The sequence below is a fragment of the Pantoea sp. XAF26B01_ASV70 genome (genome assembly GCF_054512635.1).
Window position 1 is genome coordinate 3,594,659 of sequence record NZ_CM137251.1, and the last position, 23,319, is coordinate 3,617,977.

The 23,319-nt window shown below is 55.9% G+C and carries 23 protein-coding genes and 3 tRNA genes; 15 read left to right on the plus strand and 11 right to left on the minus strand.

The features are described from left to right. Positions 1-399 precede the first annotated feature (399 nt). Genes yjjG through ACX8ZY_RS16975 form a run of 3 tightly spaced genes read right to left on the minus strand, consistent with a single transcriptional unit; the run spans position 400 to position 1,921 of the window. Positions 400-1,080, minus strand: coding sequence for a pyrimidine 5'-nucleotidase (yjjG, locus tag ACX8ZY_RS16965; RefSeq protein ID WP_010671712.1), 681 nt, complete (start codon positions 1,078-1,080; stop codon positions 400-402). Between the two features lie 18 nt (positions 1,081-1,098). Next, complete coding sequence (gene rimI / locus ACX8ZY_RS16970; protein WP_010253603.1) at positions 1,099-1,539, minus strand: ribosomal protein S18-alanine N-acetyltransferase; 441 nt, start codon at positions 1,537-1,539, stop codon at positions 1,099-1,101. Beyond that, the gene (locus tag ACX8ZY_RS16975) at positions 1,511-1,921 is read right to left on the minus strand and encodes a DNA polymerase III subunit psi (RefSeq protein ID WP_022625367.1); all 411 of its coding nucleotides are present in this window, start codon (positions 1,919-1,921) and stop codon (positions 1,511-1,513) included. Before ACX8ZY_RS16975 ends, rimI begins: the two co-directional genes overlap by 29 nt. Positions 1,922-2,027: 106 nt before the next feature. Between ACX8ZY_RS16975 and rsmC the strand changes: the two genes are divergently transcribed. The 4 genes from rsmC (at position 2,028) to ACX8ZY_RS16995 (ending at position 3,529) form a co-directional block, all read left to right on the plus strand. Continuing rightward, the gene (gene rsmC, locus ACX8ZY_RS16980) at positions 2,028-3,059 is read left to right on the plus strand and encodes a 16S rRNA (guanine(1207)-N(2))-methyltransferase RsmC (RefSeq protein WP_010253598.1); all 1,032 of its coding nucleotides are present in this window, start codon (positions 2,028-2,030) and stop codon (positions 3,057-3,059) included. A gap of 151 nt (positions 3,060-3,210) precedes the next feature. Then, positions 3,211-3,297: transfer RNA gene (locus ACX8ZY_RS16985), tRNA-Leu, on the plus strand. Positions 3,298-3,327: 30 nt separating this feature from the next. Then, positions 3,328-3,414 (plus strand) — tRNA-Leu (locus tag ACX8ZY_RS16990). 28 nt (positions 3,415-3,442) lie between these two features. After that, positions 3,443-3,529 (plus strand) — tRNA-Leu (locus ACX8ZY_RS16995). A gap of 161 nt (positions 3,530-3,690) precedes the next feature. On the opposite strand, the gene ACX8ZY_RS17000 is transcribed toward ACX8ZY_RS16995, so the two are convergent. Continuing rightward, a complete protein-coding gene (locus tag ACX8ZY_RS17000; protein ID WP_010251467.1) occupies positions 3,691-3,975 on the minus strand; it encodes a DUF1435 domain-containing protein in 285 nt (94 codons plus the stop codon). A gap of 231 nt (positions 3,976-4,206) precedes the next feature. Here ACX8ZY_RS17000 and ACX8ZY_RS17005 point away from each other — a divergent pair, with 231 nt between their 5' ends. From ACX8ZY_RS17005 to ACX8ZY_RS17015, 3 genes are all read left to right on the plus strand, one after another. After that, positions 4,207-5,304, plus strand: a complete 1,098-nt coding sequence (locus ACX8ZY_RS17005) for a GGDEF domain-containing protein (RefSeq protein WP_421665101.1) — start codon at positions 4,207-4,209, stop codon at positions 5,302-5,304. 193 nt (positions 5,305-5,497) lie between these two features. After that, a complete protein-coding gene (gene fhuF / locus ACX8ZY_RS17010) occupies positions 5,498-6,292 on the plus strand; it encodes a siderophore-iron reductase FhuF (RefSeq protein ID WP_010251473.1) in 795 nt (264 codons plus the stop codon). Between the two features lie 94 nt (positions 6,293-6,386). Then, complete coding sequence (locus ACX8ZY_RS17015) at positions 6,387-6,851, plus strand: YbaK/EbsC family protein (protein ID WP_010671716.1); 465 nt, start codon at positions 6,387-6,389, stop codon at positions 6,849-6,851. A gap of 155 nt (positions 6,852-7,006) precedes the next feature. On the opposite strand, the gene ACX8ZY_RS17020 is transcribed toward ACX8ZY_RS17015, so the two are convergent. From ACX8ZY_RS17020 to ACX8ZY_RS17030, 3 genes are all read right to left on the minus strand, one after another. Further along, positions 7,007-7,993, minus strand: coding sequence for a nucleoside hydrolase (locus tag ACX8ZY_RS17020; protein WP_045140801.1), 987 nt, complete (start codon positions 7,991-7,993; stop codon positions 7,007-7,009). 11 nt (positions 7,994-8,004) lie between these two features. Beyond that, on the minus strand, positions 8,005-9,027 hold the full coding sequence (locus tag ACX8ZY_RS17025; protein WP_029519642.1) for a LacI family DNA-binding transcriptional regulator: 1,023 nt from the start codon (positions 9,025-9,027) through the stop codon (positions 8,005-8,007). 86 nt (positions 9,028-9,113) lie between these two features. Next, on the minus strand, positions 9,114-10,502 hold the full coding sequence (locus ACX8ZY_RS17030; RefSeq protein WP_031593277.1) for an MFS transporter: 1,389 nt from the start codon (positions 10,500-10,502) through the stop codon (positions 9,114-9,116). 580 nt (positions 10,503-11,082) lie between these two features. Between ACX8ZY_RS17030 and ACX8ZY_RS17035 the strand changes: the two genes are divergently transcribed. Further along, positions 11,083-11,637 (plus strand): histidine phosphatase family protein, encoded by a 555-nt coding sequence (locus ACX8ZY_RS17035; protein WP_010671720.1) that lies wholly within the window; start codon positions 11,083-11,085, stop codon positions 11,635-11,637. Here the strand turns inward: ACX8ZY_RS17035 and ACX8ZY_RS17040 are convergent. After that, entirely contained in the window at positions 11,619-12,584 is a 966-nt protein-coding gene (locus ACX8ZY_RS17040; RefSeq protein ID WP_033759801.1) for a beta-propeller fold lactonase family protein, read from the minus strand. The two genes, ACX8ZY_RS17035 and ACX8ZY_RS17040, sit on opposite strands and share 19 nt — an antisense overlap. Positions 12,585-13,088: 504 nt before the next feature. Between ACX8ZY_RS17040 and ACX8ZY_RS17045 the strand changes: the two genes are divergently transcribed. Beyond that, a complete protein-coding gene (locus tag ACX8ZY_RS17045; protein ID WP_033769592.1) occupies positions 13,089-14,102 on the plus strand; it encodes a glycosyltransferase family 32 protein in 1,014 nt (337 codons plus the stop codon). Here the strand turns inward: ACX8ZY_RS17045 and ACX8ZY_RS17050 are convergent. After that, a complete protein-coding gene (locus ACX8ZY_RS17050; RefSeq protein ID WP_459260389.1) occupies positions 14,079-14,996 on the minus strand; it encodes a LysR substrate-binding domain-containing protein in 918 nt (305 codons plus the stop codon). The genes ACX8ZY_RS17045 and ACX8ZY_RS17050 overlap by 24 nt on opposite strands. Positions 14,997-15,098: 102 nt before the next feature. On the opposite strand from ACX8ZY_RS17050, the gene ACX8ZY_RS17055 reads away from it, so the two are divergent. The 3 genes from ACX8ZY_RS17055 to ACX8ZY_RS17065 all read left to right on the plus strand — a co-directional run bounded on the left by ACX8ZY_RS17055 (position 15,099) and on the right by ACX8ZY_RS17065 (position 18,723). After that, the gene (locus ACX8ZY_RS17055; protein ID WP_010251498.1) at positions 15,099-15,488 is read left to right on the plus strand and encodes a tautomerase family protein; all 390 of its coding nucleotides are present in this window, start codon (positions 15,099-15,101) and stop codon (positions 15,486-15,488) included. 221 nt (positions 15,489-15,709) lie between these two features. After that, on the plus strand, positions 15,710-18,001 hold the full coding sequence (gene opgB, locus ACX8ZY_RS17060; protein WP_459260391.1) for a phosphatidylglycerol--membrane-oligosaccharide glycerophosphotransferase: 2,292 nt from the start codon (positions 15,710-15,712) through the stop codon (positions 17,999-18,001). 218 nt (positions 18,002-18,219) lie between these two features. Continuing rightward, a complete protein-coding gene (locus ACX8ZY_RS17065; RefSeq protein ID WP_346541348.1) occupies positions 18,220-18,723 on the plus strand; it encodes a hypothetical protein in 504 nt (167 codons plus the stop codon). A 16-nt stretch (positions 18,724-18,739) separates the two neighbouring features. Here ACX8ZY_RS17065 and ACX8ZY_RS17070 read toward each other — a convergent pair whose 3' ends face one another. Continuing rightward, the gene (locus ACX8ZY_RS17070; RefSeq protein WP_421665106.1) at positions 18,740-19,453 is read right to left on the minus strand and encodes a GNAT family N-acetyltransferase; all 714 of its coding nucleotides are present in this window, start codon (positions 19,451-19,453) and stop codon (positions 18,740-18,742) included. Positions 19,454-19,602: 149 nt separating this feature from the next. After that, on the minus strand, positions 19,603-20,688 hold the full coding sequence (locus tag ACX8ZY_RS17075; RefSeq protein ID WP_320503201.1) for a LacI family DNA-binding transcriptional regulator: 1,086 nt from the start codon (positions 20,686-20,688) through the stop codon (positions 19,603-19,605). Between the two features lie 193 nt (positions 20,689-20,881). Here ACX8ZY_RS17075 and ACX8ZY_RS17080 point away from each other — a divergent pair, with 193 nt between their 5' ends. From ACX8ZY_RS17080 to ACX8ZY_RS17090, 3 genes are all read left to right on the plus strand, one after another. Beyond that, positions 20,882-21,694, plus strand: coding sequence for an ABC transporter substrate-binding protein (locus ACX8ZY_RS17080; protein ID WP_031593265.1), 813 nt, complete (start codon positions 20,882-20,884; stop codon positions 21,692-21,694). A gap of 61 nt (positions 21,695-21,755) precedes the next feature. After that, positions 21,756-22,562 (plus strand): amino acid ABC transporter permease, encoded by an 807-nt coding sequence (locus tag ACX8ZY_RS17085; protein ID WP_010671730.1) that lies wholly within the window; start codon positions 21,756-21,758, stop codon positions 22,560-22,562. Further along, positions 22,555-23,316 carry an amino acid ABC transporter ATP-binding protein gene (locus ACX8ZY_RS17090; RefSeq protein WP_031593264.1) on the plus strand — a complete coding sequence of 254 codons (762 nt, stop codon included), beginning with the start codon at positions 22,555-22,557 and terminating at the stop codon, positions 23,314-23,316. The genes ACX8ZY_RS17085 and ACX8ZY_RS17090 overlap by 8 nt, the downstream gene beginning before the upstream one ends. Positions 23,317-23,319 lie beyond the last annotated feature (3 nt).

Here is a 23,319-nt window from a genome sequence, read left to right on the forward strand (position 1 = left end):
CCCGGCCTGCTCTGAAACTTCAGTGTGTATTGTTAAAAAGGGCACGAGAGTGGAGGCCTGAGCGCCTCTGCTGCTGAAAGGGCTATCCGCAGCGCTGAGGCGTGACGGCGGGCCAGAAGTCCACGCCGGGAAGCGTGGACAGTTCGGGGCCGGCCAGGGAGGGCCGATCCCCGAACGGTTCGTCGGCACGACGTCAAAGCCGAAGGTACCGCGTGAGCGGCGCGAGGACGGCCCGGCAGCAGCAGAGGTGCTCTGGCCCGCACTGCGGCTCGCTCGCCCGGAAATAAAGCTGCCACGTTTGACCGTGACAGCCTTTACAAATCTAATCTTAACTGACCAGTATTACCGCTGTGCGGGCCTTTTTTATGGGAAAGATGCTGATTTGCGAGGCGTCTTGCGTTAGCCGATGAGCAGCGCTTCCAGCTCGCCCAGTGATTTGACCTGCCAGGTGGGCTTAATATGTTCCGGCAATGGCCGGGTGCCATGATCGAGCCAGCAGGTTTTAATACCGGCATTCATGCCGCCCAGAATGTCTGACTCTGGCGTATCACCCACCATCAGCACCCGCTCACGATCCGGGTTGCCCATCAGATTCAGTGCGTAATCAAAAATCTCTGGCGCCGGTTTTGGCTGGCCGACCTGCTCGGAGATTACCAGCGCCGAGAAGTAATCACGGAAACCGGTGCGCTCCAGACGCGTCTGCTGCAGCGCAGTAAAACCGTTGGTGATGATGCCCATTTTCACCCGGCCATGCAGCTGATTCATCAGGCTGACCGCGCCCGGCAGCGGCGTGCAGATCTCTCCCATTGCGCTGAGGAAGCCGCTGTTGAGGATCTCCGGCGCAACGCTGAGCTTTTCGCTCCAGTGATTGAAACGCTGAGTCTGCAGCTGTAACGCGGAGATAGCACCGTTCTGATAATCGACCCACAGCGGCTTGTTTATCGCCTGATAATCGCTGTAATCCTGGTCGGTGAACTGCACGTCATAACCGGCGAACAGGCGCTGCAAACCGGCATAGGCGTCGAAATGAAAAAGGGTATCGTCGGCATCAAACAGGATGCAATCCCAGTTATCAATCATTAAAGCTCCTTAACACCGCTACGGCGTCAGTGCCATGAGAATGGCATCTTCACGGCCGCTGGCGGTGGGATAATAGTTGGGGCGACGACTGACCTGATTGAATCCAAGCTGTTCATAGAGCGCGATGGCGGGCAGGTTCGAGGCCCGCACTTCCAGCCACAGCGTCAGCACGTCGCGTTTGATCAACTCATCGATCAGATGCTGCAACAGCTGGCGGCCCAATCCCCGGCGCTGAAAAGCGGGATCGACCGCGATGTTAAACAGCGAGGCTTCGTCCAGTACCACCTGCGTAATCGCAAAGGCGGCCATTTTGCCGTCAACGTCGAGACGTAAATTGATAAAGCGCTCGCCCTGATTGCTGGCAAACGTCTTTTCACTCCAGGGAAACGCGTGACTACGACACTCAATGGCGAAGGCCTGCGCCAGATCGTCAGGGGTGAGTAAAGAGATGGCTGTCATGGTTACACATCTGTTGCCAGAGCGCGCGTTTGGCGACGCCGCTGCTGATCAGTTCATTAAAAGAGGCGCTGGTTAATGCCACGCCATTGAAAGTCTGTTCGCTCTCTACGCCGAGCAGCCAGCCCGCGCAGTTCAGCGTCTCCGGCAGCATTTGCAGCTGATCCGGTGTCACGGTCATTACCTGAGCGGGTTGCAGATTGAGGGCATGCAGCACATCGCGCATCAGCGGTTCATGTAAACCGGGGGGCGCGTCAGCGACAATAATTAACTGCGTGTCCGGTGCCAGCGTGACGGCAATTTCGCCCTGAAGCACGCGCGGGCGGCGCAGTTGGTACTGCGTAATTCCCATTTGCTGTAAAAGCCAGTCGCGCCTGGACGTCATGGTGTTACCTGTTCTGCTGCCTGAATGCGACGCTATGCTAGCAAACCCATCGAACATGCGCCAACAAACCACTATAATCCCCGCTCAGATCTTACAGGAGCCCTACATGTCTGCTTTTACCCCGGCCAGCGAAGTCATTCTGCGCCACAGTGATGAATTTACCGCCCGCCATGTTTTATTTGCTGGCGATCTGCAGGATGACCTGCCCGCTCAGCTGGAAACCGCCTCGTCGCGCGTTCACACCCAGCAATATCATCACTGGCAAAACCTGAGCCGCCGTATGGGCGAGCAGGCGCGTTACGGAATGGTTGCGCAGGCCGAAGATGTGCAGGGCTGCGATACCCTGGTCTACTTCTGGACCAAGAATAAGCCGGAAGTGCAGTTCCAGCTGCAGAACCTGCTGTCGCTGCTGCCGGTGGGCTGCGACGTGTTCGTGGTCGGTGAAAACCGCAGCGGCGTGCGCAGCGCCGAAGGCATGATGGAGTCATGGGTGAAGCTGGAGAAGATCGACAGCGCGCGTCGCTGTGGTCTCTACCACGGTCGCCTCGACAAACAGCCTGAATTCGATGCCAGCACCTTTGGTCACCAGTATCAGCTCGATGGTCTGACGATTCATACCCTGCCTGGCGTCTTCAGCCGTGACGGTCTGGATAGCGGCAGCGCCCTGCTGCTGTCGACCTTTACCCCACACACCAAAGGTAAAGTGCTGGATATGGGCTGTGGCGCGGGCGTGATTGCCGCCTCGCTGCCTGCTCGTTCGCCTAAAGTGCGTCTGTGGCTGTGTGACGTGCATGCAGCGGCGATTGAAGCAAGTAAAGCGACGCTGGCCGCCAATGGCATCGAGGGCGAAGTCTTCGCCAGCAATGTCTTCTCTGACGTGACCGGTCGTTTCGACATGATTATCTCTAATCCGCCCTTCCATGAAGGCACTCAGACCAGCCTCGACGCCGCACAGGCGCTGATTCGTGGTGCGGTGAAGCACCTGAATACCGGCGGCGAGCTGCGTATCGTTGCTAACACCTTCCTGCCCTATCCGCAGGCGCTGGATGAAGCCTTCGGCAGTCACGAAGTCATCGCGCAAACCGGGCGCTTTAAAGTTTACCGTGCCGTCTATGGTCGCGGTGCCAAAACGCGCTAAGGGTTTTTCCTGCTGTTAACTGCTTTGCCGGGCTGAAAACGTTGCTTTTTACAGCGATCGTTTCAGCCCGACGAAATAGTTGTTGACGCAAAGAGTAAAATCTCTAGAATGCGCCTCCGTGGTTGTAACATTCTCAAGGTGTTACGGGTATGCGAAGGTGGCGGAATTGGTAGACGCGCTAGCTTCAGGTGTTAGTGTCCTAACGGACGTGAGGGTTCAAGTCCCTCTCTTCGCACCAAAATCACAAGTTTCATATCGCGAGCACTGCGCGAAGGTGGCGGAATTGGTAGACGCGCTAGCTTCAGGTGTTAGTGTCTTAACGGACGTGAGGGTTCAAGTCCCTCTCTTCGCACCATTGCGGTGATATGAACAGACAACTCGATGCGAAGGTGGCGGAATTGGTAGACGCGCTAGCTTCAGGTGTTAGTGTCTTAACGGACGTGAGGGTTCAAGTCCCTCTCTTCGCACCAACGTTGTCATCTTCAGGCCTTTCCCGCTCATCTCTTCTGTTCCCCTGTAGTTTCGTTTTACCCCCTGCTCGTTTTACCTTTTTCAGTTGTTCTGTTTTCCGGTCGCTTTACCTTTTCCAGCCGCTTTATCCTGTACGCCGGTTTTAACCACTCCGCTTATGTTAATTCAGATGAAAATTCACAGAGACAGCCGCCAGTCCGCCCGCTAACGCCAGACAGGATGGCAGCAGCAGATAGTGACGCAGCCGCTGGTTAAACAGCATCACGACTGTCAGCAGCAGCGCAACCGTCATCACCATCCGCCACTGGCTGAAGCTCGGTTCCCATAAGGCGAACAGCGGCAGCGCAATGCACGGCAGCAACACGCCCCACGCACTATCCAGCTTTTTACCCAGTGCCCAACTGACTCCCCACAGGCCGCAGGCCGCGATAATCGCTATCCCCATGACACAAACCTCAAATGATAAGCATTCCCATTATCATATGACAGTTTTGCCTGCACTGCAGCCTGTTTTTGTCACGCCCGGCAACGAAGATGACAGACCAGTTGGAAAATGCTAGATTGCGGCCGATAACACCTTTAATAACAGCAACAGCAATAATTTGCTCATTGTCTGGCAGAACCTGGTTTTGCTGGCGTGTGCTTTGGTATTTCAGGGTCGTCACGAGTACTTATAATGAAATTACAATCTTATGAAGAACTGAAACAGAGTAAATACCGGCTTTCAGTCATGCTTTTTCTGTTTCTGAATATCGCCGTTTCGCTATTTCATCTGCTGCCAATAATGAACAGTGAGCAAAGTGAGACGACCCTGCCGGTAATGAGTGTCGCGGCCTTTAGCGGCATCATGTTAATTGCTCTTTTAATATGGCCTAAAGTAAAACTTCCCCTGTTAAATCCTGTGGCGCTGCTGCTGGGAATGCTCTGGGCCTGGCATATTAATTATCGCTTTCATCAGGTGTTCTATTTTGATGGTGGCTTTCTTATTATCAGTTTGATTAGTGTGTTATTTATCAGTGCCATCGCCCTGAGCGACTATCTGGGGGCTTTTTGTCTGCATGTCACGCCACCGGTGCTCACCGTTTTATTGCTCGACAATGCGCAGCACCTGCCGCTGATCCTGCTGACCATTACGCTGCCGCTGATTGGTTTTTCACTACAGCATCTGATGCGCCGCCGTGCCGACAACTTTACTCTGCGCCTGATGCATCAGCTCTACGAAGAGAAAGAGACATTCAGCGACCTCAGCATGCTCGACCCGCTGACCGGGCTTTATAACCGTCGTGGTCTTAAGAACCGGCTGGATAATATTCTGGAAAACCATGCTGGCAGCCACTATGTGCTGCTGCTGGATATCGATCACTTTAAGTCCTATAACGACAATTACGGGCATGCGATGGGCGATCAGGCGCTGGCGCGGGTCTCTGTCGCAATTCGTGATGCGGTGCGTTCACGCGATGTTGTCACCCGCTATGGCGGCGAAGAGTTTCTGGTATTGATGACCAATGTGAACAGTTCCATCGCCATGAAACTGGCAGAGCGAATCCGTCAGTACGTGCTGGATTTAGAAATTCCTCATCTTTTTAATGAAACCGTTTCAACCCACGTCACCATCAGTGCCGGCATCGCGCCTATTTACGATAATGAATTTGACCTGGCGGTCGCCAATGCTGACAGCGCATTATATGTGGCTAAAAATCAGGGCCGGAATACCATTCTCGCCTGGGAAGATTTACCCCGAAAACAGCATCAGACCGCCAGTGAACATGCATAATTAAACGTAACGCCATCGGTAATCACTGAAGCTTCGGCGCGATATGCCCGGCTCTTTGCTGCTCTGCCCGATCGGATAACTGACCTCAACCCTGCCGTTTTCCCACCCGCAACGACGATTTTTTACACGACTTGTAGAGTTAATCAATAACGATTATCATTTGCTTTCTTATCTACACTTTTCGCGAGTCGTCATGGCAACCGTTTCAGCTCAGGAACAGCGTTTTAACGCTCAGTCGATGATCTTCCGGCAGAATGACCGTCCACTGGCGGAAAGTCTGCATGAGCGGCTGCAACAACAGCGCAGCTATCTGCTTGAATCCACGAAGCTCAGCCAGCCTGCGCCGCGCGACACGCTGACCCTCGCCGCCTGGTCACAATCAGAAGCCTTTACCCCAATTATTCAGCGCTACAGCGATTATCTCTATCGCGATCATCCTGATGCCGTTCGTGAAGCGAAACCGGTGCTGTCACTCTGGGCGCAATGGTATTTTGGCCTGCTGCTGCCAACACTGATCATGGCGCTGTTGCAGGAGTCGCGTGCGCTGGACTGCTCGCCAGAGCATATCCGCGTCGGTTTTCATGAGAATGGTCATCCGGCCACTTTCTGGATCGATGTGCAGGAGGATGAAGAAGCGCGCTATCTTAACCCTCAGCAGCGTATCGATCGGCTGATTCAGCAGCATCTGATCCCGGTGGTCAATGGTATTACGCAGCATGGTGATATCAACGCCCGACTCATCTGGAACAATATGGGCTACTCATTTCAGTGGTTCCTGGGTGAGCTGAAAAGCCAGATCGATGAGTCGCTGGTGCTGCAACTGGAGCAGGCGCTGTTCTTCAACCAGCGGCTGCTGGATGGCAGCGAAAACCCGCTCTACCGCACCATGATCCCGCGCAACGGCGAACTGGTCCGTCGCAGCTGCTGCCAGCGTTATCGCATTCCCGATGTCGAACAATGCGGCAACTGCACCCTGAGCGGCAGCTAAACAGACTTAATTACGCTGAATTCTCCGTTTATCTCGTTTACAGGCACTGAGGCTTGTGGCAATTTTTACGCCTTCGATCAGCCTGGAGAGAAAGATGAGCCTGGAGTCCGTGCGCCAGTTCTTCGCCGAACACGCCCCTGAAATTGAAATTATTGAACTGGCCGAAAGCACTGCGACGGTCGGGATGGCTGCCCGCGCCCATGGCGTGACGCCAGGAGAGATTGCCAAAACCCTGTCACTGAAAGTGAAAAACGACGTGGTGCTGATTGTGACACGAGGCGATGCCCGGCTGGATAATCGCAAGCTGAAAGCGGCGCTGGGGGCGAAAGCGCGAATGCTGAGCGTGGACGAGGTGATTAACTGGACCGGCCATCCGGTGGGCGGCGTCTGTCCTTTCGGTCTTGAGAATCCGCTGACCGTTTACTGTGATGTCTCACTACGCAGTTTCGAGGAAGTCCTGCCCGCCGCCGGCGCTATCCACAGCGCCGTCCGCATTACCCCACAGCTGATGGCTGAACTGACTAACGCCCGCTGGGTCGATGTGTGCGAAGCAATGTAATGCCGGGTATCAGCTCACACAAGCCCTGCACCTTCTGCCCGCGTCCTGATGCGGCTGACAAACTGACGGATACCGTCAGCGTTTGATGGCCACCGCGCCCTTCTGGAAACCGATCCGCTGCCGCCAGCACGCGGGCGAGTTAATCGCCCACGACATCAGGATTTCAGGCGCTTAAATGCCTGTTCAATAATCGATAACAGCAGCGTGTTATCGACACGATGCAGCACATGCACCGATGCGCCGCACTGCTCAGGCACGCCGACAGTGAGCCGAAGGGGCTGACGATAACGCCAGCTTTTGCCGCGCGTCGCACCGGGACGCAGTTCAATATCCACCCGGTAATCGATGCCTGCCGCGACCCGCTGATTCAGCAACCAGGCGACTACCAGCGCATCGTGGATCCAGCATCCCGCCAGATGCCGGGTCGCCATCGAATAGTCGATCCACGGACGCAGCGTGTCGCGCACAAATTCGGTCAGTGGATGATCGACGGCGGTCAGGCGGGTCAAATCCTGCTGGGTCAGCAGCGTCTGCGTGGTGACATCCATCGGAACCAGCGTTACTGCTGCACCACTGTGCAGCACCTGATGGGCCGCTTCCGGATCCAGTCCAAAATTGGTGTCTTTGATATAATCATCCAGCGTAAATACGCCGCCCATAATGACAATTTCCGCCACAGCGTCGGCCATGGCGGGATAGCGCTGCATTGCCAGCGCCACATTCGTCAGCGGGCCAATCGCCACCAGGGTAATCTCGCCCGGATTGTCGCAAATCAGTTTGCCGATAGCGTCAGCGGCATCAATCGCATCCGCCGCGACATCCGCTGGCTGGCGCACGCCCTGCCACATCTCACCCAGCGCAAGCTGATTGACCCGGTTATCCAGCGTCTCGCGCCACGGCGCAGGATCTTCCTGTAGCGCCTGCGTCGCCCCCTGGATTACCGGGATAGATAATCCCAGCCGGACGATCAGATCTTTGGCGACGCGCGCGCCAACTTCACATGGCGTGTTACCGGCCACGGTGGTGATCAATTCCAGCGACAGTGCAGGTGAAGCTAAGGCCAGCGCAATCGCCAGCCCATCATCGGTGTTGGCACCCGCGATACCGTTGCCGGGATCGCAGTCAATAATAATTCTTTTCATATTTTTATAGGCTAACTCTGGCTTTGCGGCTCACAGCCGCAGGATTCACCGATTTCAAGGTAGTGTGGAAACTCCTTTAATTGCGCTTCGCTCTGTCCCTCTTTCAGCATATGAATCGCAGAGCGAGCCATCTCACGCAGTGGCTGGCGCACGGTCGTTAATGTCGGGACGTGAAACGAGGAGTGATTGGTACCGTTAAAACAGACCAGCGCCACATCCTGTGGCACACGGATCTGATGTTCGGAAAAGGCGCGAAGCGCGCCAATCGCCTGACCTTCGTTGCTGGTAAACAGTGCACGAGGCACACGACCCCGGGCGATCATGGTTTGTGCCGCAGCGTATCCGCCCTGTGGGGTGTAGCTGGCGGGAAACATCAGCGATTCATCAATCGGCAGCCCGCGATCCTGCATGGCATCACGCCAGCCCTGAATACGATCCTGCGCGTTAAGCATATCGACCGGGCCGCTGATTATGCCGACCTGCTGATAACCATGACTCAACAGATGTGCCGTCACCTGCCAGGCGGCCTGACGCTCATTGACCCGCAGCATGTTAACGCCCGGCTGAGGCTCAACCCGCTCCAGCATGACCAGTGGCGTACCGCTGGCTTTAATCAGGTCAATGTAAGGATGGCGATCGACGCTGTTGTAAAAGAGTCCATCGACCTGCCGATTCAGCAGTCCCTGAATTAACTCCAGTTCGCGCTTCCGGTCATCACCTGCATCACCCAGCAGCATAACGTGGCCGTGATTCATCGACTCCTGCAACAACACGTGCGCCATTGAGGCCACAAAAGGATTGCCGATGTTGGGCACCACCAATCCGAAGGTTTTGGTGTTACCGGATGCCAGTGCGCGTGCTGCCGCATTTGGCCGGTAACCGGTGGCTTTAATCGCCTCCAGTACCCGCTGACGGGTCGCCTCGGCAACCGGGCGAGGCCCGTTATTGATGACATAACTGACAACTGCCACTGAGGTGCCTGCCGCTTTCGCAACTTCACTTCGGGTCACTTTTCCCGTTAACGACTTAGGCACATCACGTTCCTCCATAAAAAAACAGGCCGCTTTACACGGCCTGCTGCTTTTCGCGCTATCCTGGCAGATGGCATCCTCAGGCAAAGCTAGATGGCATCTTCAGGCAGATTGAGATCCCGCCCTCGCGTTTCAGGCGCGACAAAGGTGGTAAAGAACCCAATTGCGGCCATCGCCGAGAAATAAACCGCAATCGGCCACCAGTGACCGGTATAAGAAAGCATAGCAGCGGCAATAAGTGGTGCGGTTCCGCCGGACAAAATGGAACCCAGTTCTTTAGCCACTGCCATTTTGGTGTAGCGATGATGAACGCCGAACATCTCCACGCCCCATGCCGCCTGCACACCAAAAATACCCAGCGACGCCAGCGCCATACCGACCACGATAACCGGGATCACCAGCATCGGTTCACGCGTGTCGAGCAGCGTAAAGGCGGGCCAGGCGTAGAACATCAGTAACAGACAGAACACGCGATAAACCACCCGGCGACCAAAGCGGTCAGAGAGCCAGCCCGCTAAAGGAATGATCAGGAAACCCAGCAACGACGCGAGGAACACAGCAGTGGTTGGTACGGACTTGTCGACCATCAGCACCTTCGCGACGTAACCGACGATGAAGCCCTGCGCCAGATAGGAGGGGCCATTTTCGCCGATACGCAGGCCAACCATGGTCCAGAAGGCACGGGTACGCTGGAAGAAAGGCCGCTGATCCACCACCGGAGCGGCCAGCACGCCTGCGCGTTCCGCTTCCATCTCCGCTTTTCTGCGCTCAAACACCGGCGTTTCGCGCAGATGACGTCGAATCCACAAGGCAACCAGCGCAATCAACGCACTGCTGAGGAACGGAATACGCCAGCCCCACTCCAGCAGGCTCTGCTGATCCATTTGTACCACCAGCAACCAGACCAGCGAAGCCAGCAGTGTGCCGCTGTTAGAACCCAGCGCAATCACGGAAGAGATCAGTCCGCGACGCTCTGTCGGCGCATATTCGCCCAGCATCACCGTGCCGCCCGATAACTCCGCGCCAGCGCCGAAACCCTGCGTAAAGCGCAGCAGAACCAGACAGGCAGGCGCCCAGACGCCAATAGAGGCATAGCTCGGGATTAAGCCGATAAACGTCGTGGAAGCGCCCATCAGAATGATGGTGGAGATCATCACCACCTTTCGGCCTTTGCGGTCACCGAGCCAGCCGAAAAAGAGTGCGCCGATAGGCCGGGCAACAAAGCCCACTGACCAGGTAGCAAAGCTGGAGAGCAGTGCCATGGCAGGGGTTGATTCCGGAAAGAAGACGTCGCCGAAGATAATACCGGCCGCCAGGCCATAGAGCGCGAAATCCGCGTACTCCATTGCCGTTCCGAGCCAGCATGAGAAAGTGGCGCGCCAGAAATCTTTGCGGCCTGAAGGGGTGTTAAACCGCTCATCGGCGGCTGAAGTGGATGACAGTGATGCCTGCTGATTAACGGAGTTGTGTGCCGTCATAACCCTATCCCTGAATGAGTATGCAGATCGATAAACGCCCGTCCATGGGTCGATTCCCTGATAAAAGCGGAAATTCCCCGGTGACGACGTTCAGTTGACTAACCATGATGAAAGGTTAAAGGATTCCCTGGTGTTGGAATCTTGTTCTTCGCCCCATTTCGCCGGTGTATTTTTCACCGGTCGCTTAAACTGAGCGAATGTAACTTAACAATCGATGGGCCTACTGTGCATCGGGCACCGTGAGCAATCACTGGGGACCTAGTGTATCTACGCGCGTAGATAAATCAATAGATCCTGATGAAAATTATTAGTAAAACTTCACTATCACATCCCGTCATCACGCATTTTTAGCGCAAATTCAGCCAGTTACCCGCAACACATCGCCTGAAAAAAATCACCATCGACTATAAGTTACCATTTTCTCTTATGTTTAAGCGTTATAAGACAGGGTAAAATCCTTTCATCGCGCTCTGTTGTCGCACACGCCTGTGACCATGAGATGACACGTGTATTTAATCTGAAAAATCGCTGTAAGCGCAGACAATACGTTACCCTGACAAAAAGGGCGGACAGAGATGCTATGAAAATTATCCTGATGCGACACGGTAAACCTGACCACCAGGCTGCGGGTCGCCAGAGCGTGCAGGCACTGGCAGACTGGTGCGAAGCCTACGATCTGTCACAGGTTAGTGACGGACCGCCGCCGCGCAGCATCGAAATTGCCCGTCAGGCTACGTTTATTGTCTGCAGTCCCCTGCCCCGCGCGCAATCCTCCCTGAGCCAGCTCGGTCTGCAGCCCCATGAGGTTGATGCCGTGTTCAGCGAAGTCGCCGTGCCACTGCTGCGAACCGGCGCGGTGCAGCTGCCTACCCTGTGCTGGCTGGCCCTGTTGCGGCTATTGTGGTTCTGCGGGTATGCGGGTGAAGCGGAGTCGCTGCAACATGCGCGCAGCCGCGCCTCCGCGGCGGCAGAGAAGCTGATCGATCACTCACGGCATGGCACGGTGCTGCTGCTGGGCCACGGCATCATGAATAAGATGATTGCGCGCGAATTACGTAAACGCGGCTGGCAGGCGGAGAAGCACGCCAGCAGCCGCCACTGGAGTTCCGCGATCTATCATCGTCCGTTTATCTGACCGATTGGAAAATAACCCAGCACCTCACAACCCGTTCCGACACGCGGCGTGGCAATCACTTTACGCTGCGCCAGATCGATCACGCTCAGCGTGCCATCATCCTGATTGGCAATCAGCAGCTGTTGCCTGTCTGGCGTAAAACAGCCGTCCATCGGCATGTTACCTACCCGGATGTCGCCCAGCGGATTCAGCAGATCGTCAAACAGCGTCACCAGCGGTTCCTGATCCCCTATCGCCACCAGTTGCTCGCCATCGGCGCTGAAGCGTACCACCTGACAGGGCCGTTCATGACCCGGCAGCGTCAGGCGCTGGCGAATGCGGTGGCTTTGCCGATCAATCACATAGAGCAACGGTGCATCAGCGGCGCTGGCGACCAGATAGGGGTGTTTCGGAGAGGCAGCGATGCCCGCAATCGGCCCGGGCAGCAGGATGGTGTCGATGACCCGCCCCTCTGCTTCACAGAGATCCACCACGGTGATGGTCGCATCCTCTTCGTTATCGGTGAACAGCTTGCGGCCGCTGGGTGACAGCGTCAGGCGATGCGCGTTGTGAGAAGGAACTGGAATGATTTTTTCCACTTTGTCGCTCTGCGGATCGATCACCGCCACTGCGGCACTCTGCTCACAGCAGAGATAGACTTTGCCATCGCGGCCCAGCTGCCCGCTGTGGGGTGCCCGCAGCGGCGACAGATCGATAAAGCCACTGATCTCCCGACGCTGTAAATCGATAATCGCCACTTTGTGACCCGGATGCGGGTTATTACCATGAACGCCGTCGCCAAAAATGGGTACATAGGCTTTACCCCAGGGGGCCAGCATCAGGAGTTCATGCGGCCGCGGTGGAAAAGCGTTCAGTTCCCGCTCGACCGCGAAGGTTTCCGGATTAAGAAACAGGACGCGATTACCCTGCTTATCAACCGCCAGTAACCCGTAAGATTCACTCTGCATGCGCGCTCCTTTCTCAGTAAGTTCTTCTTAAGCGTAGACAATCCTCTTCAGGCTGTCTGATTCCGCGGATTGATGAGCCGGGCTTACACCACCAGTTAAGTACAATAGCCACTGTTCCTGTGGCCCGGGCCGCAGGATAACGCGCAGGTTAAGAATAATATTCAGATATTCCTTAACTGCGTTTATTCCCGCATTTAAATAAATGATTAACAGTGACGACATTATTATTTTCATAACGTGACCGGATTATTTCCGTATTATCCTAAAGTCAAAAAAAGACATAGCTAATGTGTAAATAATGTTTTATTAAAAAGGTGCAGTGCAATTAAACAGCCGTGAGGAAACTATCGCGCGCTCCAGCACTGCGTCGCCACCAGGGAAAACTATTCATTAATTCCCGCACTCATCGGGATTGCAGTCAGTATGTAATTCCGGCCGTTCCCGCCGCTGGCGGAACGGGCAGAGCCTGCACTATGACGGGAAAATAAAAATAACAGGTGTACCATGACTTCACATCGCCAACGTCCAGCGCATAAAATCTGGCGTAACTGGAAAAGAATATCGTTCAGTAGCCAGATGTTATGGAATAGAAAACAGCAGAAACTCTGTCGGGCACCGGAATATGATCCGGGTCAGGAAGATAATGTCGTATTGATCGCGCAGCAGAAAGATCTGCCGGAGATTCCAAAAATCGTCTGGATGGTCTGGCATAACGATCACCTGCCTGCCTCAATGGCGCTGAATATCAGTAAAATCCGGCGGGACAACCCCGACCACCAGGTTTATCTGATTACGCAGCGCACCCTGTCGCAGTGGCTGCCCGATCTCAACTTTATCTCTTCCGATCTGACGCTGGCACATAAAAGTGAAATCATCCGGCTTGAGCTGATTCACCGTTATGGCGGCATCGGCATTGATTGCAGCACATTGCTGTTTGAGAATCTCGCCTGGGTGCATCGCGTTCACGAAGCGCGGTCAATGGATCTCATTGGTTACTATAACGAGCAATCGACGCTGAATCTGCTTGCGCCGGTCACCGAGAGCTGGTTTCTTGCTGCCGCCCCGCAAAATCCGTTTATCCGCGAATGGCTGAAACAGCTGGCACCGGTTAAAAACGTCGGTATCCGCAACTATTTCCATGAGCTGAAGAAGCGTGATGATTTTCCGCTGATTGTGCAGAATATGGAGAATCCGTCTCGTCAGCTCCTGTCGCTGGCGCAGCAGGTTGCGATGCGGGAATACCGGCGGGCGAATCTCTATCTGCGTAAAAGTGAAGCCAGCGCCTGGTTCTATCAGCGCCTGCATGCCGACAGCAGCAGCGCCTTTGCGCAGTCTGTGATGTTTCAGCAGCGGCCACAGACGCCGCCACCCATTATAAAATTAACCGGCAACGAGCGGCTGCATCTCGACTTCAATCTGCGGCTTGGTTTATATAACCGCAGCAGCCTGATTGGCGAGATGATGCACACCACGCCACCTGCGCTGGCATTGCCTTCAACGGTCAAAGCGCGCGCGTAGCCAGTGTGTAAACGTGGTGACCGCGCGGGGCACCTGCGCCGCCCAGGGTCGTACGATCCACAGGCGGGCGGCAAAGGCCTCAACCGGCTGCCACGCAGGCAACACCTGCTGCAATGACCCTGCTGCCAGCGCCTCCCGGGCGCTGAAATCGGGCAGCATAGCGATCCCTAACCCCTGCAGGGCCGCATCGCGTATCGACTCGCTGTTGTTAGTGGCAAAGCTGCCCTGAATCCGTATCTGGACCTGTTCGCTATCCGCGGAGGTGGTAAATCGCCAGCGCGGTGATTCGACGCCGCGTGGATAGTAAAGGCAGTTATGCTGCGCCAGATCCTGCGGCGACTGCGGTATCCCCTGTTCGTTGAGATAGGCGGGTGATGCCACCAGTAATGTCCGTGTGTCACACAGCGGCAGTGCCACGTGGGTTTCCGGCAGGGTGTCGCTGTGTCGAATGGCCAGATCAAATCCCTCGCTGCTCAGCGACACAATGCGGTCAGTCACATCCAGCTGCAGACGCACCTGCGGATAATCACGCAGAAATTCACCGATAATCGGCACCAGTTGCTGACGGGCAAACGCCACCGGTGCGGTAATGCGCACCAGGCCACGGACCGGCCCGGCGATGTCCCGCACGCTGAAAAAACTCTGTTCAATGCGGGCAAAAGGCTCGCGTAGCTCCTCCACCAGCTTCTCACCGGCAGAGGTCAGCCGCACGCTGCGCGTAGTGCGTTGTACCAGCAACACACCGGCCATTTCCTCCAGCTCTTTAATTTTCTGACTCATCGCCGCCTTGCTGACGTCGAGCCGCTCTGCCGCGCGGGTAAAACTGCCCTGCTCTGCCAGTACGGTCAGCCAGTGCAGATGATCCCAAAGCGTATCCGTTTTCATCTCTTTCATCACGATTGTTCACTATAGTGAATAATCATTTCAGGCTACGCGCTTTTTCCCGCCGGATAAAGGGGTCACCATAGGGTTCTTAATCACCGGGAGGAGTTCGCTATGCCACTGCTGCAATTTGATGTTATCCAGGGTCGTTCAGAATCAGAGCTACGTACACTGCTGGATGCGGCACACCGCGCCGTGCTCACGGCCTTTAAGGTGCCGGAACGCGATCGCTACCAGATTGTTCAGGAAAACAAGCGCTATCAGATGGTGTTCCAGGATACCGGACTGGGATTCAGCCGGAGCGATAATCTGGTGATGGTGCGGGTCTATACCAGCCCACGCAGCAGTGAACAGAAACAGCTGTTCATGGCCGAGCTGGCGCGTGAGCTGCGTGAGCATTGTGGTGTGCAGGGCAACGATTTAATGATCAGCTTTATCACCAATGACAAAGGTGACTGGAGTTTTGCCGACGGCGAAGCACAATATCTCACCGGCAAACTCTGAAAATCGCCCTGACTTCTGCTCTGCTGACGGTGCGCGCCAGCCACCGTCACGCCTGATAACCTCACTTCTGAAATGACAATAAACCAATCTGCTCTTCACCGCACAAATCGGGCCGGATATGTTGCAGCCGGATTACAGCCAATATAGATTGTCGAAAAACCATCCCCCGAAGGTGGCCGGTTGCGTGAAGCCTCGCGTAGCCCTGAAGAGAGGATTTGCCGTTGTCCGAATTGGTGTCCGTCGCGTTGTTTCTGGCCGCTATTGCAATCTATTCCTGTAAAGCCGGGCGTAACAAATTCTGGTTTATTGTCGTTCTTATTCTGCTGGTGCTTTTCGTTGTGCTGAACGCCACCCTCTATGCCAGCAACTATTTTACCGGTGACGGCATCAACGATGCGGTGCTCTATACCCTGACCAACAGTCTGACCGGCGCGGGCGTCAGTAAATATGTAGTGCCGGCGATTGGCCTGATCATCGTACTGTTTCTGCTGTTCTGCCTGCTGTCGTGGATTCTGCGGCGGCGTAAGCGTCCGCATCACATGGGCTGGTCGCTGCTGGCCGCCGCCTGCGCACTCGGCTCGGTGCAGACTACCCCGGCCTTTCGCCAGGTCGCGACCCTGATTGTGTCGCATACCCAGCTGGCAGATTCTGACTTCGACAACTTCTATAAAGTGCCGCGTAATCGCATTGAACAGCCGCACCTCAACGTGGTTTACATCTATGGTGAAAGCTTAGAGCGCACCTATTTTGACCCTATCGCCTTTCCCGGCTTAGCGCCGGAGCTGAGCCGGCAGAAAGAGCAGAGCATCGACTTCAGCGAAACCGAACAGCTGCCAGGTACCGATTACACCATTGCGGGCATGGTCGCCTCACAGTGTGGCATTCCGCTGTTTGCCCCGTTTGATGGCAATGCGTCAGCATCGCTCTCCAGCTTCTATCCTCAGAACGTCTGTCTGGGCGACATCCTGAAGAACTCCGGCTACGAGAACTGGTTTATTCAGGGTGCCGATCTGCGTTTCGCCGGGAAAGATGTCTTCCTGAAATCACACGGTTTTGATCCCGCTAACCTTTATGGTTCGCAGGAGCTGAAAAGCCGCGTCGCCGATCCCACCTACCGTAATAACTGGGGTTATTACGACGATACGGTAATGGATGAGGTGTTTGAGAAGTATCAGGAACTCTCTCAGGCCGGTAAACCTTTTGCGCTGTTTACGCTGACCGTCGACACCCATCATCCTGACGGATTTATCTCACGCAGCTGCGATCGCAGGAGCTACAGCATTGAGGGCAAACCGAATCAGTCATTCAGTGCGGTCGCCTGCTCGCAGGAGCATGTGTCGCGTCTGATTGCGCGCATTAAAGCGTCGCCGTGGTTCAAAAACACCGTGATTGTGGTGAGCTCGGATCATCTGGCGATGAACAACACTGCGCATCCGTGGCTGGTCAAACAGCCCCGTCGCAATCTTTTCATGGTGATCCGTGGTGACAAGCCGCAGGCGGAATTGATGGAGGCGAAGCGCAGCACGCTGGATAACGGCGCCACCCTGCTCGATATTCTCGGCGGCGATAACGCGATTGGCCTGGGCCGCAGCAGCCTCTCATCGCTTTCACTCTCCACCCAGTTCGACGATATGAAGAGTAAGGTGACGAGCTGGAAGCCCGACATTATCCAGCTGTGGAACTTCCCGAAGAAGATAGACAACTTCACGGTGGATCAGGCGAAGAATATCTTCAGCTTCTCGGGAACCACCTTCAAATTGCCGATTCTGTTCCGCATCAGTGATAAGCACGTTGAGCCGATGCCGGAGGGGGAATATTCGGCACCGCTGCGCTATCAGCTGGCGGATTTCGCCTCAGCCGATAAATTTCTCTGGGTGGATCGCTGTTTTAAAATGGCGCGACTCTGGCAGCCTTCGCTGGCACTTTCCGGCGATCTCTGTGTGGCGATGGGACAGCTCGGCGGCACGCCGTCGGTGACGCATGTCGACAAACCGCAGTGGAAAGGCAAAGTCCGTTTCCCCGAGAGCGCTATCAGCGATGCGCGTTACCAGCAGAACCTCGCGCAGATCCGTATTGAAGATAACAACATTCGCTACAGCGCCGATAGCTTCAGGCTTGACGTGCCTGGCGCACCGGAGAGTGTTAAAAGCTTCAGCGGCATCTCACGGCCAGAGAGCTGGGGACGCTGGTCTAACGCTAATCTCGCGCCCGAGGTTCATATCGACTATATCGATGCGCTGCCCGCGAAGTTCGATCTGGTGATCACCGCGCGTGCGTATGGCCCCAACGCGCACCGGGCGATTCCGGTGCGGGTCGGCGATCAGCAGCAACTGCTGTCACTGAGTGAAGAGATATCGACACATACCCTGCATTTTGATAACCCAGGCGCCAGCCATCGTCTGGTGATTGCACCACCTGAACCGCAGCTGAGTAACACCGGCAATATCACCGGTCAGGATCCGCGCAAACTGGGCATCGGCATGGTTGAAATTAAAATCGTGCCACAGCCCTGACGCCCGCTTTTTTCTTTCCGACTCTGCGGATTTCCGCAGAGTCGCCTCATCCTGCCATCAGCTAAATGTTGCGAGACAGCCCGCACTCTGCTGCACGTTACTTGTTGTACTAATTGATATTTTTCGGCGAGACGCGCAAAATATAACCGGCTTAGTGGCGATACGTCTTTTGCCTGTCATGATGCCGTTATCGCTGAAGTGCACAGGGAGGTGTCGTGATGACAAGCACAATGATGAGTACCCACAAAGCCTTTAAAGCGCTGCAACAGGCAGGGATCGACGATCAGCAAGCGGAGGCGATGGTGGAGGTGTTTACTGATATGCAGCAGAGGCAGCCAGGCGGACAGGTTGGAAAGCAACTCGGTCAGATTCAGACCAAAGCCAACCATATAGATATTCGGCTCGGGCAGCTTACAACCAAAGTCGATCAGATAGATGGGCAGCTTGGTCAGCTCACAACAAAAGTACATCAGATAGACGAGCGGCTTGGCCATGTTGAAAGAAAAACAGACAAACTGGCCATCCGTTTTAATCAGTTAGAAGCCAAGGTGGATAAGCTGGATGTCGCTCTCAGTGAAATGAATTTCCGATTAACTTCGGCTGTGGACAGCCTCAGAAATGACGTTGTTACCCTGACCACCGATATGCGCTGGATCAAACGGTTATCTATTCTCATGACCACCACCCTGCTGGCGGCGGTCCTGAAAGATATTTTAATGTGATCCCGTTATCACCCTGTCAGGGTCTGTCGCGCAGCGCCTCCAGCTTTTCGCGCTGCTGACCGTCGGCGGTAAAGTTATCCTCCGCCAGCCAGCGCTGCAGGCCCTTTTTCACCTGCGGCCATTCGCTCTCGATAAGCGAGAACCAGCTGGTGTCACGTGAACGCCCTTTGTAGATGATTGCCTGACGGAAATCGCCTTCATAACGAAAACCGAGACGTGCCGCTGCCTTACGGGAAGGGGCATTACAGCTATCGCATTTCCATTCATAGCGGCGATAACCCAGCGTCTCAAAGGCGTAACGCATCAGCAGGAAATGCGCCTCCGTTGCCATGCGGGTCTGCTTCAGCCGGGCCGAAAACATGACATGCCCGACTTCCATCACGCCATGTTCAGGCTGGATGCGCATTAACGACAGGCTGCCTACTGCCTGGTCGGTGGCGAGATCGATCACGGCAAAATGCAGCGGATCACGACTCATTTCAAGCTGTGCGGCATACGCCTGCCATGCCGGACGTTCGGTAAAGGGACCGGCAGGCAGGTAAGTCCAGTCACGCCCATCTTCAGCCAGCGCCCATGCCTCAAACAGTGCCTCAGCATGACGCGCCACACTGAACGGCTCCAGCCGACAAACTTCGCCAGTAAAAACCTGATGCTGGGGCAGAGGCCGGGGCTGCCAGTCTGGCATTGGCTCACCGACCGGCTGTCCGAACTGATTGGTATGTTGTGGCATGTTGTCTCCTGGCTACAGATTATCTCTGCAGATTGCCACGATCATAATTGATTAAAAAGGACCAAAACTGGCGAAAATGATAGAACCATTGCCTGCGAACGCATCAGCCAGGCGATATACCGGTTACCGGGCTGGCCGGGTTAACCCTATTATTTCCCACTGATGAGGCTGGCCGGTGCGGCAATGGACTGGCGAATCATCAGACGGGCATCAAAGCGCGGCATCGGTCCGACGGCTTCGCCGCGTATCTCCGCGATCAGGCGTCGTGCCGCTTCACGGCCCATCTCATACACCGGTTGCGCTACCACCGTCAGCGGTGGCGTGACAATCTCACTCCACGGAAAATTGTCATACATCACGAAAGAGAGATCAGCAGGGATTCGCAGTCCGCGCTGCGTCACTTCGCGCAGCAGCCACATCGCCACCACGCTGTCAGAAGCCACCAGCGCAGTGGGCGGCTGCGGACGCTGCCACAGCTCGGCCACGATACGGGCAATCTCCGCTTCGTCCAGCGCATTCACTTTCACCATCGTCGGATCAAATTCCAAGCCCGCGGCAGCAAATGCCTGCATCATGCCGCCCACGCGCTGGGCGACCGGCGTCAGGCCAAAATCCCCTGGCGTGCTGTAGTCGGTTGCCAGTGCCATGCTGGTGATATAAGCGATGTGGCGATGGCCCGCTTCCAGTAACTGCGAGGTTGCTTCTGCAGCCACTTCGGTAAATTCGCAGCAGATCGCCTCCACATCAAGGTCAGTCACTGCGCGATCAAATAATTTCAGCGCTCTGCCCTCTTCCAGTACCTGAGTCAGGTGACTGTTGTGATGGTGTTCTGAACAGCAGGGCGCAACGATGATGCCGTCGACCCGCTTTTCCAGCATCACCCGCACCGCATCCTGCTCAGCCTGCAACTTCTCATCGCTGTTACTGAGCAGCAGATGGTAACCGGCAGTGCGCGCCACATCCGCCATGCCGCGCAGCGCAAGACCAAAATGGGGATTCTCAATGTCGCCGACAATCACACCAATGGTATTGGAACGTCCGGTGTTCATACTGCGGGCCAGGGCATTCAGACGGTAGCCCAGCGCGGAGGCCGCGCTGTTGACCCGCTCCTGCACCTCATCACTGACTGCCCCATAGCCACCCAGCGCACGCGCCGCCTGGGCTTTGGATACTTTTGCTGCGCGCGCCACATCCGCTACGGTGGGCGCTTTAGATTGTCGTTTCTGGCTGGTCATAATTATTTTGAATCACAGGTTGATGACAGGAATATTGACGCCGAAAAAAGGCTGTGCTTAAACTCATTGTAACCCCTTGAGACCGGTCTCACAACATCAGTGTCTTAAGGTGCCACCTGTGTTGAGACCGGTCTCAATTATAACCGCTGGCTCAACAGTCTCTGATGTTTAAACCTGCAAAAACGGATGAGCTATGAAATCGCAAACCACCCTGGGCAAACTGCTCGGCACCACGCTCGCACTCTGTTCACTGTCGTTCTGTACGCTGGCTGCCAGCGATAACAATCCCTATGGGCTGATCGAACCGGGTCAGCTACGCATCGCCAGCGTCGGCGACTCAAAACCTTACACCTTCACGGATGCCAGCGGTCAGTTCACCGGCTTTGACGTCGAATTCTTCAAAGATGTCGCCCATCGTATCGGGATCGATAAGGTCGATTTTATTGGACAGGACTTCTCGGCCATCATGCCGGCGGTGGCCAACGGTCAGTATGACGCGGCGGTAGCGGCCATCGGCATCACCCCTGCGCGTGAAAAGACGGTGGATTTTTCAACCGGCTATCTGGCGGGATTTCTCACCGTGCTGACCCGCCACGACAGCGGCGTGAAGAATGTCGCCAGCCTGGCAAAACACCGGCTCGGGGTGGTTCAGGGTACGCTGCAGGAGAGCTATGCCGTCGAACACTTCACCCAGACCGATCTCGTACGCTTCCCGGATAACAACAGCGCAGTCTCTGCGCTCAACAACGGTACGCTCGACGCGATCTTCCTCGACTACGAGGCGGCAAAAAGCTACGCCGACCGCTTTAAGCTGGTCTCTGCCGCCGACATCCCCTCATTTGATGCACCGGCCGGCATTGCCATTGCCAAAGGCAAACCCGCCTTCAAGGCCGCGCTGGACAGCGCCATTAAAGCAGCCATGCAGGATGGCACCTGGCAACGGCTCTATCAGAAGTGGTTCCCCGGATCGCCGATGCCAAAACAGTATCTGCCTGGCGGGCAGTAAAGATGCGGACGTTCGCGTCCTGAGTTAACCGGGGGATCCCCCACCCTGCATGGAGACGGCGATGGACTTGCTCACGATTCTTTCCCGCACCTTCTTTGATTTTCCATCAATGATGGAAGTACTGCCGCAGATGCTGACCACCGGGCTGGTCAACACGGTGATTATCTCGCTGGCGGCAACGCTGCTCGGCACGCTATTCGGCCTTCTGCTGGCGCTGATGGGCATCTCGCCCTCACGCTGGCTGCGTCTGCCTGCCCGGCTCTATACCGATCTGTTCCGCGGTCTGCCATCGATTCTGACCATTCTGCTGATTGGTCAGGGCCTGGCGCGCTTCAGCTATCAGCTGTTCGGTCCTACGCCCTATCCGCTGGGGATCTTCGCCCTTAGCCTGATCGCCAGCGCCTACATGGGCGAGATTTTCCGCGCCGGTATTCAGAGTGTTGAACGCGGCCAGATGGAAGCCTGCCGTGCGCTGGGGATGAGTTATGGCCGGGCAATGCGACTGGTGGTGATCCCGCAGGGGATCCGCCGCGTACTGCCCGCCATCGTTAACCAGTTCATCGCCATCATTAAAGATTCCTCGCTGGTTTACCTGCTGGGCCTGATGACACAACAACGGGAACTGTTTCGCGTGGGCCAGGACGCGGCGGTGCTCACCGGCAACCTCTCGCCCCTGATGCTGGCAGGGCTGTTCTATCTGATTATCACTGTGCCGCTGACGCACATGGTCAACTATGTCGATGTGCGTTATCGCACCGGCCGACGTCGCCTGACTGCCCCGCAAAGTGGCTTAAAAGAGGTGGAGGAAGTCAGAGCGCCCGGCGGCGCACTGGTCACTCATCCCCGGATCGGAGGCAACCATGAATAACCTGAACAGCATCACTGCCGCGAGCTGGCACGGTGCCAGCCTGGAGCTGCGCGATCTGACTCTGGCTTACGGCCCGATTGAGGTGTTGCGTAACGTCTCGCTGCGGGTCGCGCCCGGCAGCACCACCTGCATTATCGGGCCATCCGGTTCGGGTAAGTCGACGCTGCTGCGCGGCATCAACCGGCTGCATGAACCGCAATCGGGGGATGTACTTCTGGCTGATCGGTCAGTGTTGCGCGACAAGCCAGATGCGCTGCGGTTACGGATCGGCATGGTGTTTCAGCATTTCAATCTCTTCCCCGATCACAGCGCGCTGGAGAACGTGGCGCTGGCACCGTGGCGGGTTAAAGGCCTGCCCAAAGCGCAGGCGATGGCGATTGCGCGTCAGCGGCTGGAAGAAGTGGGTCTGGGTCAGCGCGCCGATCACCGGCCACGCGATCTCTCCGGCGGCCAGCAGCAGCGTGTCGCGATTGCCCGCGCGCTGGCGATGGATCCCGAGGTCATGCTGTTTGATGAGGCGACCTCCGCGCTCGATCCCGAACTGGTGAAGGGTGTCCTGACGCTGATGGCGGATCTCTGTCGTCGCGGCATGACGATGGTTGTGGTGACACATGAAATGGGCTTTGCGCGCAAAGTGGCGGATCAGGTGGTGTTTATGGACGAAGGCGAGATTGTTGAAGCCGGGCCGCCGGGCGCCATTTTTGATACGCCACAGTCGCCGCGACTGCAACGTTTTCTCTCTGAAGTGCTGTAACTG

Coding starts and splice junctions, on each gene's coding strand:
- yjjG (WP_010671712.1), bottom strand. CDS start 1,080: ATGATTGATAACTGGGATTGCATCCTGTTTGATGCCGACGATACCCTT.
- rimI (WP_010253603.1), bottom strand. CDS start 1,539: ATGACAGCCATCTCTTTACTCACCCCTGACGATCTGGCGCAGGCCTTC.
- ACX8ZY_RS16975 (WP_022625367.1), bottom strand. CDS start 1,921: ATGACGTCCAGGCGCGACTGGCTTTTACAGCAAATGGGAATTACGCAG.
- rsmC (WP_010253598.1), top strand. CDS start 2,028: ATGTCTGCTTTTACCCCGGCCAGCGAAGTCATTCTGCGCCACAGTGAT.
- ACX8ZY_RS17000 (WP_010251467.1), bottom strand. CDS start 3,975: ATGGGGATAGCGATTATCGCGGCCTGCGGCCTGTGGGGAGTCAGTTGG.
- ACX8ZY_RS17005 (WP_421665101.1), top strand. CDS start 4,207: ATGAAATTACAATCTTATGAAGAACTGAAACAGAGTAAATACCGGCTT.
- fhuF (WP_010251473.1), top strand. CDS start 5,498: ATGGCAACCGTTTCAGCTCAGGAACAGCGTTTTAACGCTCAGTCGATG.
- ACX8ZY_RS17015 (WP_010671716.1), top strand. CDS start 6,387: ATGAGCCTGGAGTCCGTGCGCCAGTTCTTCGCCGAACACGCCCCTGAA.
- ACX8ZY_RS17020 (WP_045140801.1), bottom strand. CDS start 7,993: ATGAAAAGAATTATTATTGACTGCGATCCCGGCAACGGTATCGCGGGT.
- ACX8ZY_RS17030 (WP_031593277.1), bottom strand. CDS start 10,502: ATGACGGCACACAACTCCGTTAATCAGCAGGCATCACTGTCATCCACT.
- ACX8ZY_RS17035 (WP_010671720.1), top strand. CDS start 11,083: ATGAAAATTATCCTGATGCGACACGGTAAACCTGACCACCAGGCTGCG.
- ACX8ZY_RS17040 (WP_033759801.1), bottom strand. CDS start 12,584: ATGCAGAGTGAATCTTACGGGTTACTGGCGGTTGATAAGCAGGGTAAT.
- ACX8ZY_RS17045 (WP_033769592.1), top strand. CDS start 13,089: ATGACTTCACATCGCCAACGTCCAGCGCATAAAATCTGGCGTAACTGG.
- ACX8ZY_RS17050 (WP_459260389.1), bottom strand. CDS start 14,996: ATGAAAGAGATGAAAACGGATACGCTTTGGGATCATCTGCACTGGCTG.
- ACX8ZY_RS17055 (WP_010251498.1), top strand. CDS start 15,099: ATGCCACTGCTGCAATTTGATGTTATCCAGGGTCGTTCAGAATCAGAG.
- ACX8ZY_RS17065 (WP_346541348.1), top strand. CDS start 18,220: ATGACAAGCACAATGATGAGTACCCACAAAGCCTTTAAAGCGCTGCAA.
- ACX8ZY_RS17070 (WP_421665106.1), bottom strand. CDS start 19,453: ATGCCACAACATACCAATCAGTTCGGACAGCCGGTCGGTGAGCCAATG.
- ACX8ZY_RS17075 (WP_320503201.1), bottom strand. CDS start 20,688: ATGACCAGCCAGAAACGACAATCTAAAGCGCCCACCGTAGCGGATGTG.
- ACX8ZY_RS17080 (WP_031593265.1), top strand. CDS start 20,882: ATGAAATCGCAAACCACCCTGGGCAAACTGCTCGGCACCACGCTCGCA.
- ACX8ZY_RS17085 (WP_010671730.1), top strand. CDS start 21,756: ATGGACTTGCTCACGATTCTTTCCCGCACCTTCTTTGATTTTCCATCA.
- ACX8ZY_RS17090 (WP_031593264.1), top strand. CDS start 22,555: ATGAATAACCTGAACAGCATCACTGCCGCGAGCTGGCACGGTGCCAGC.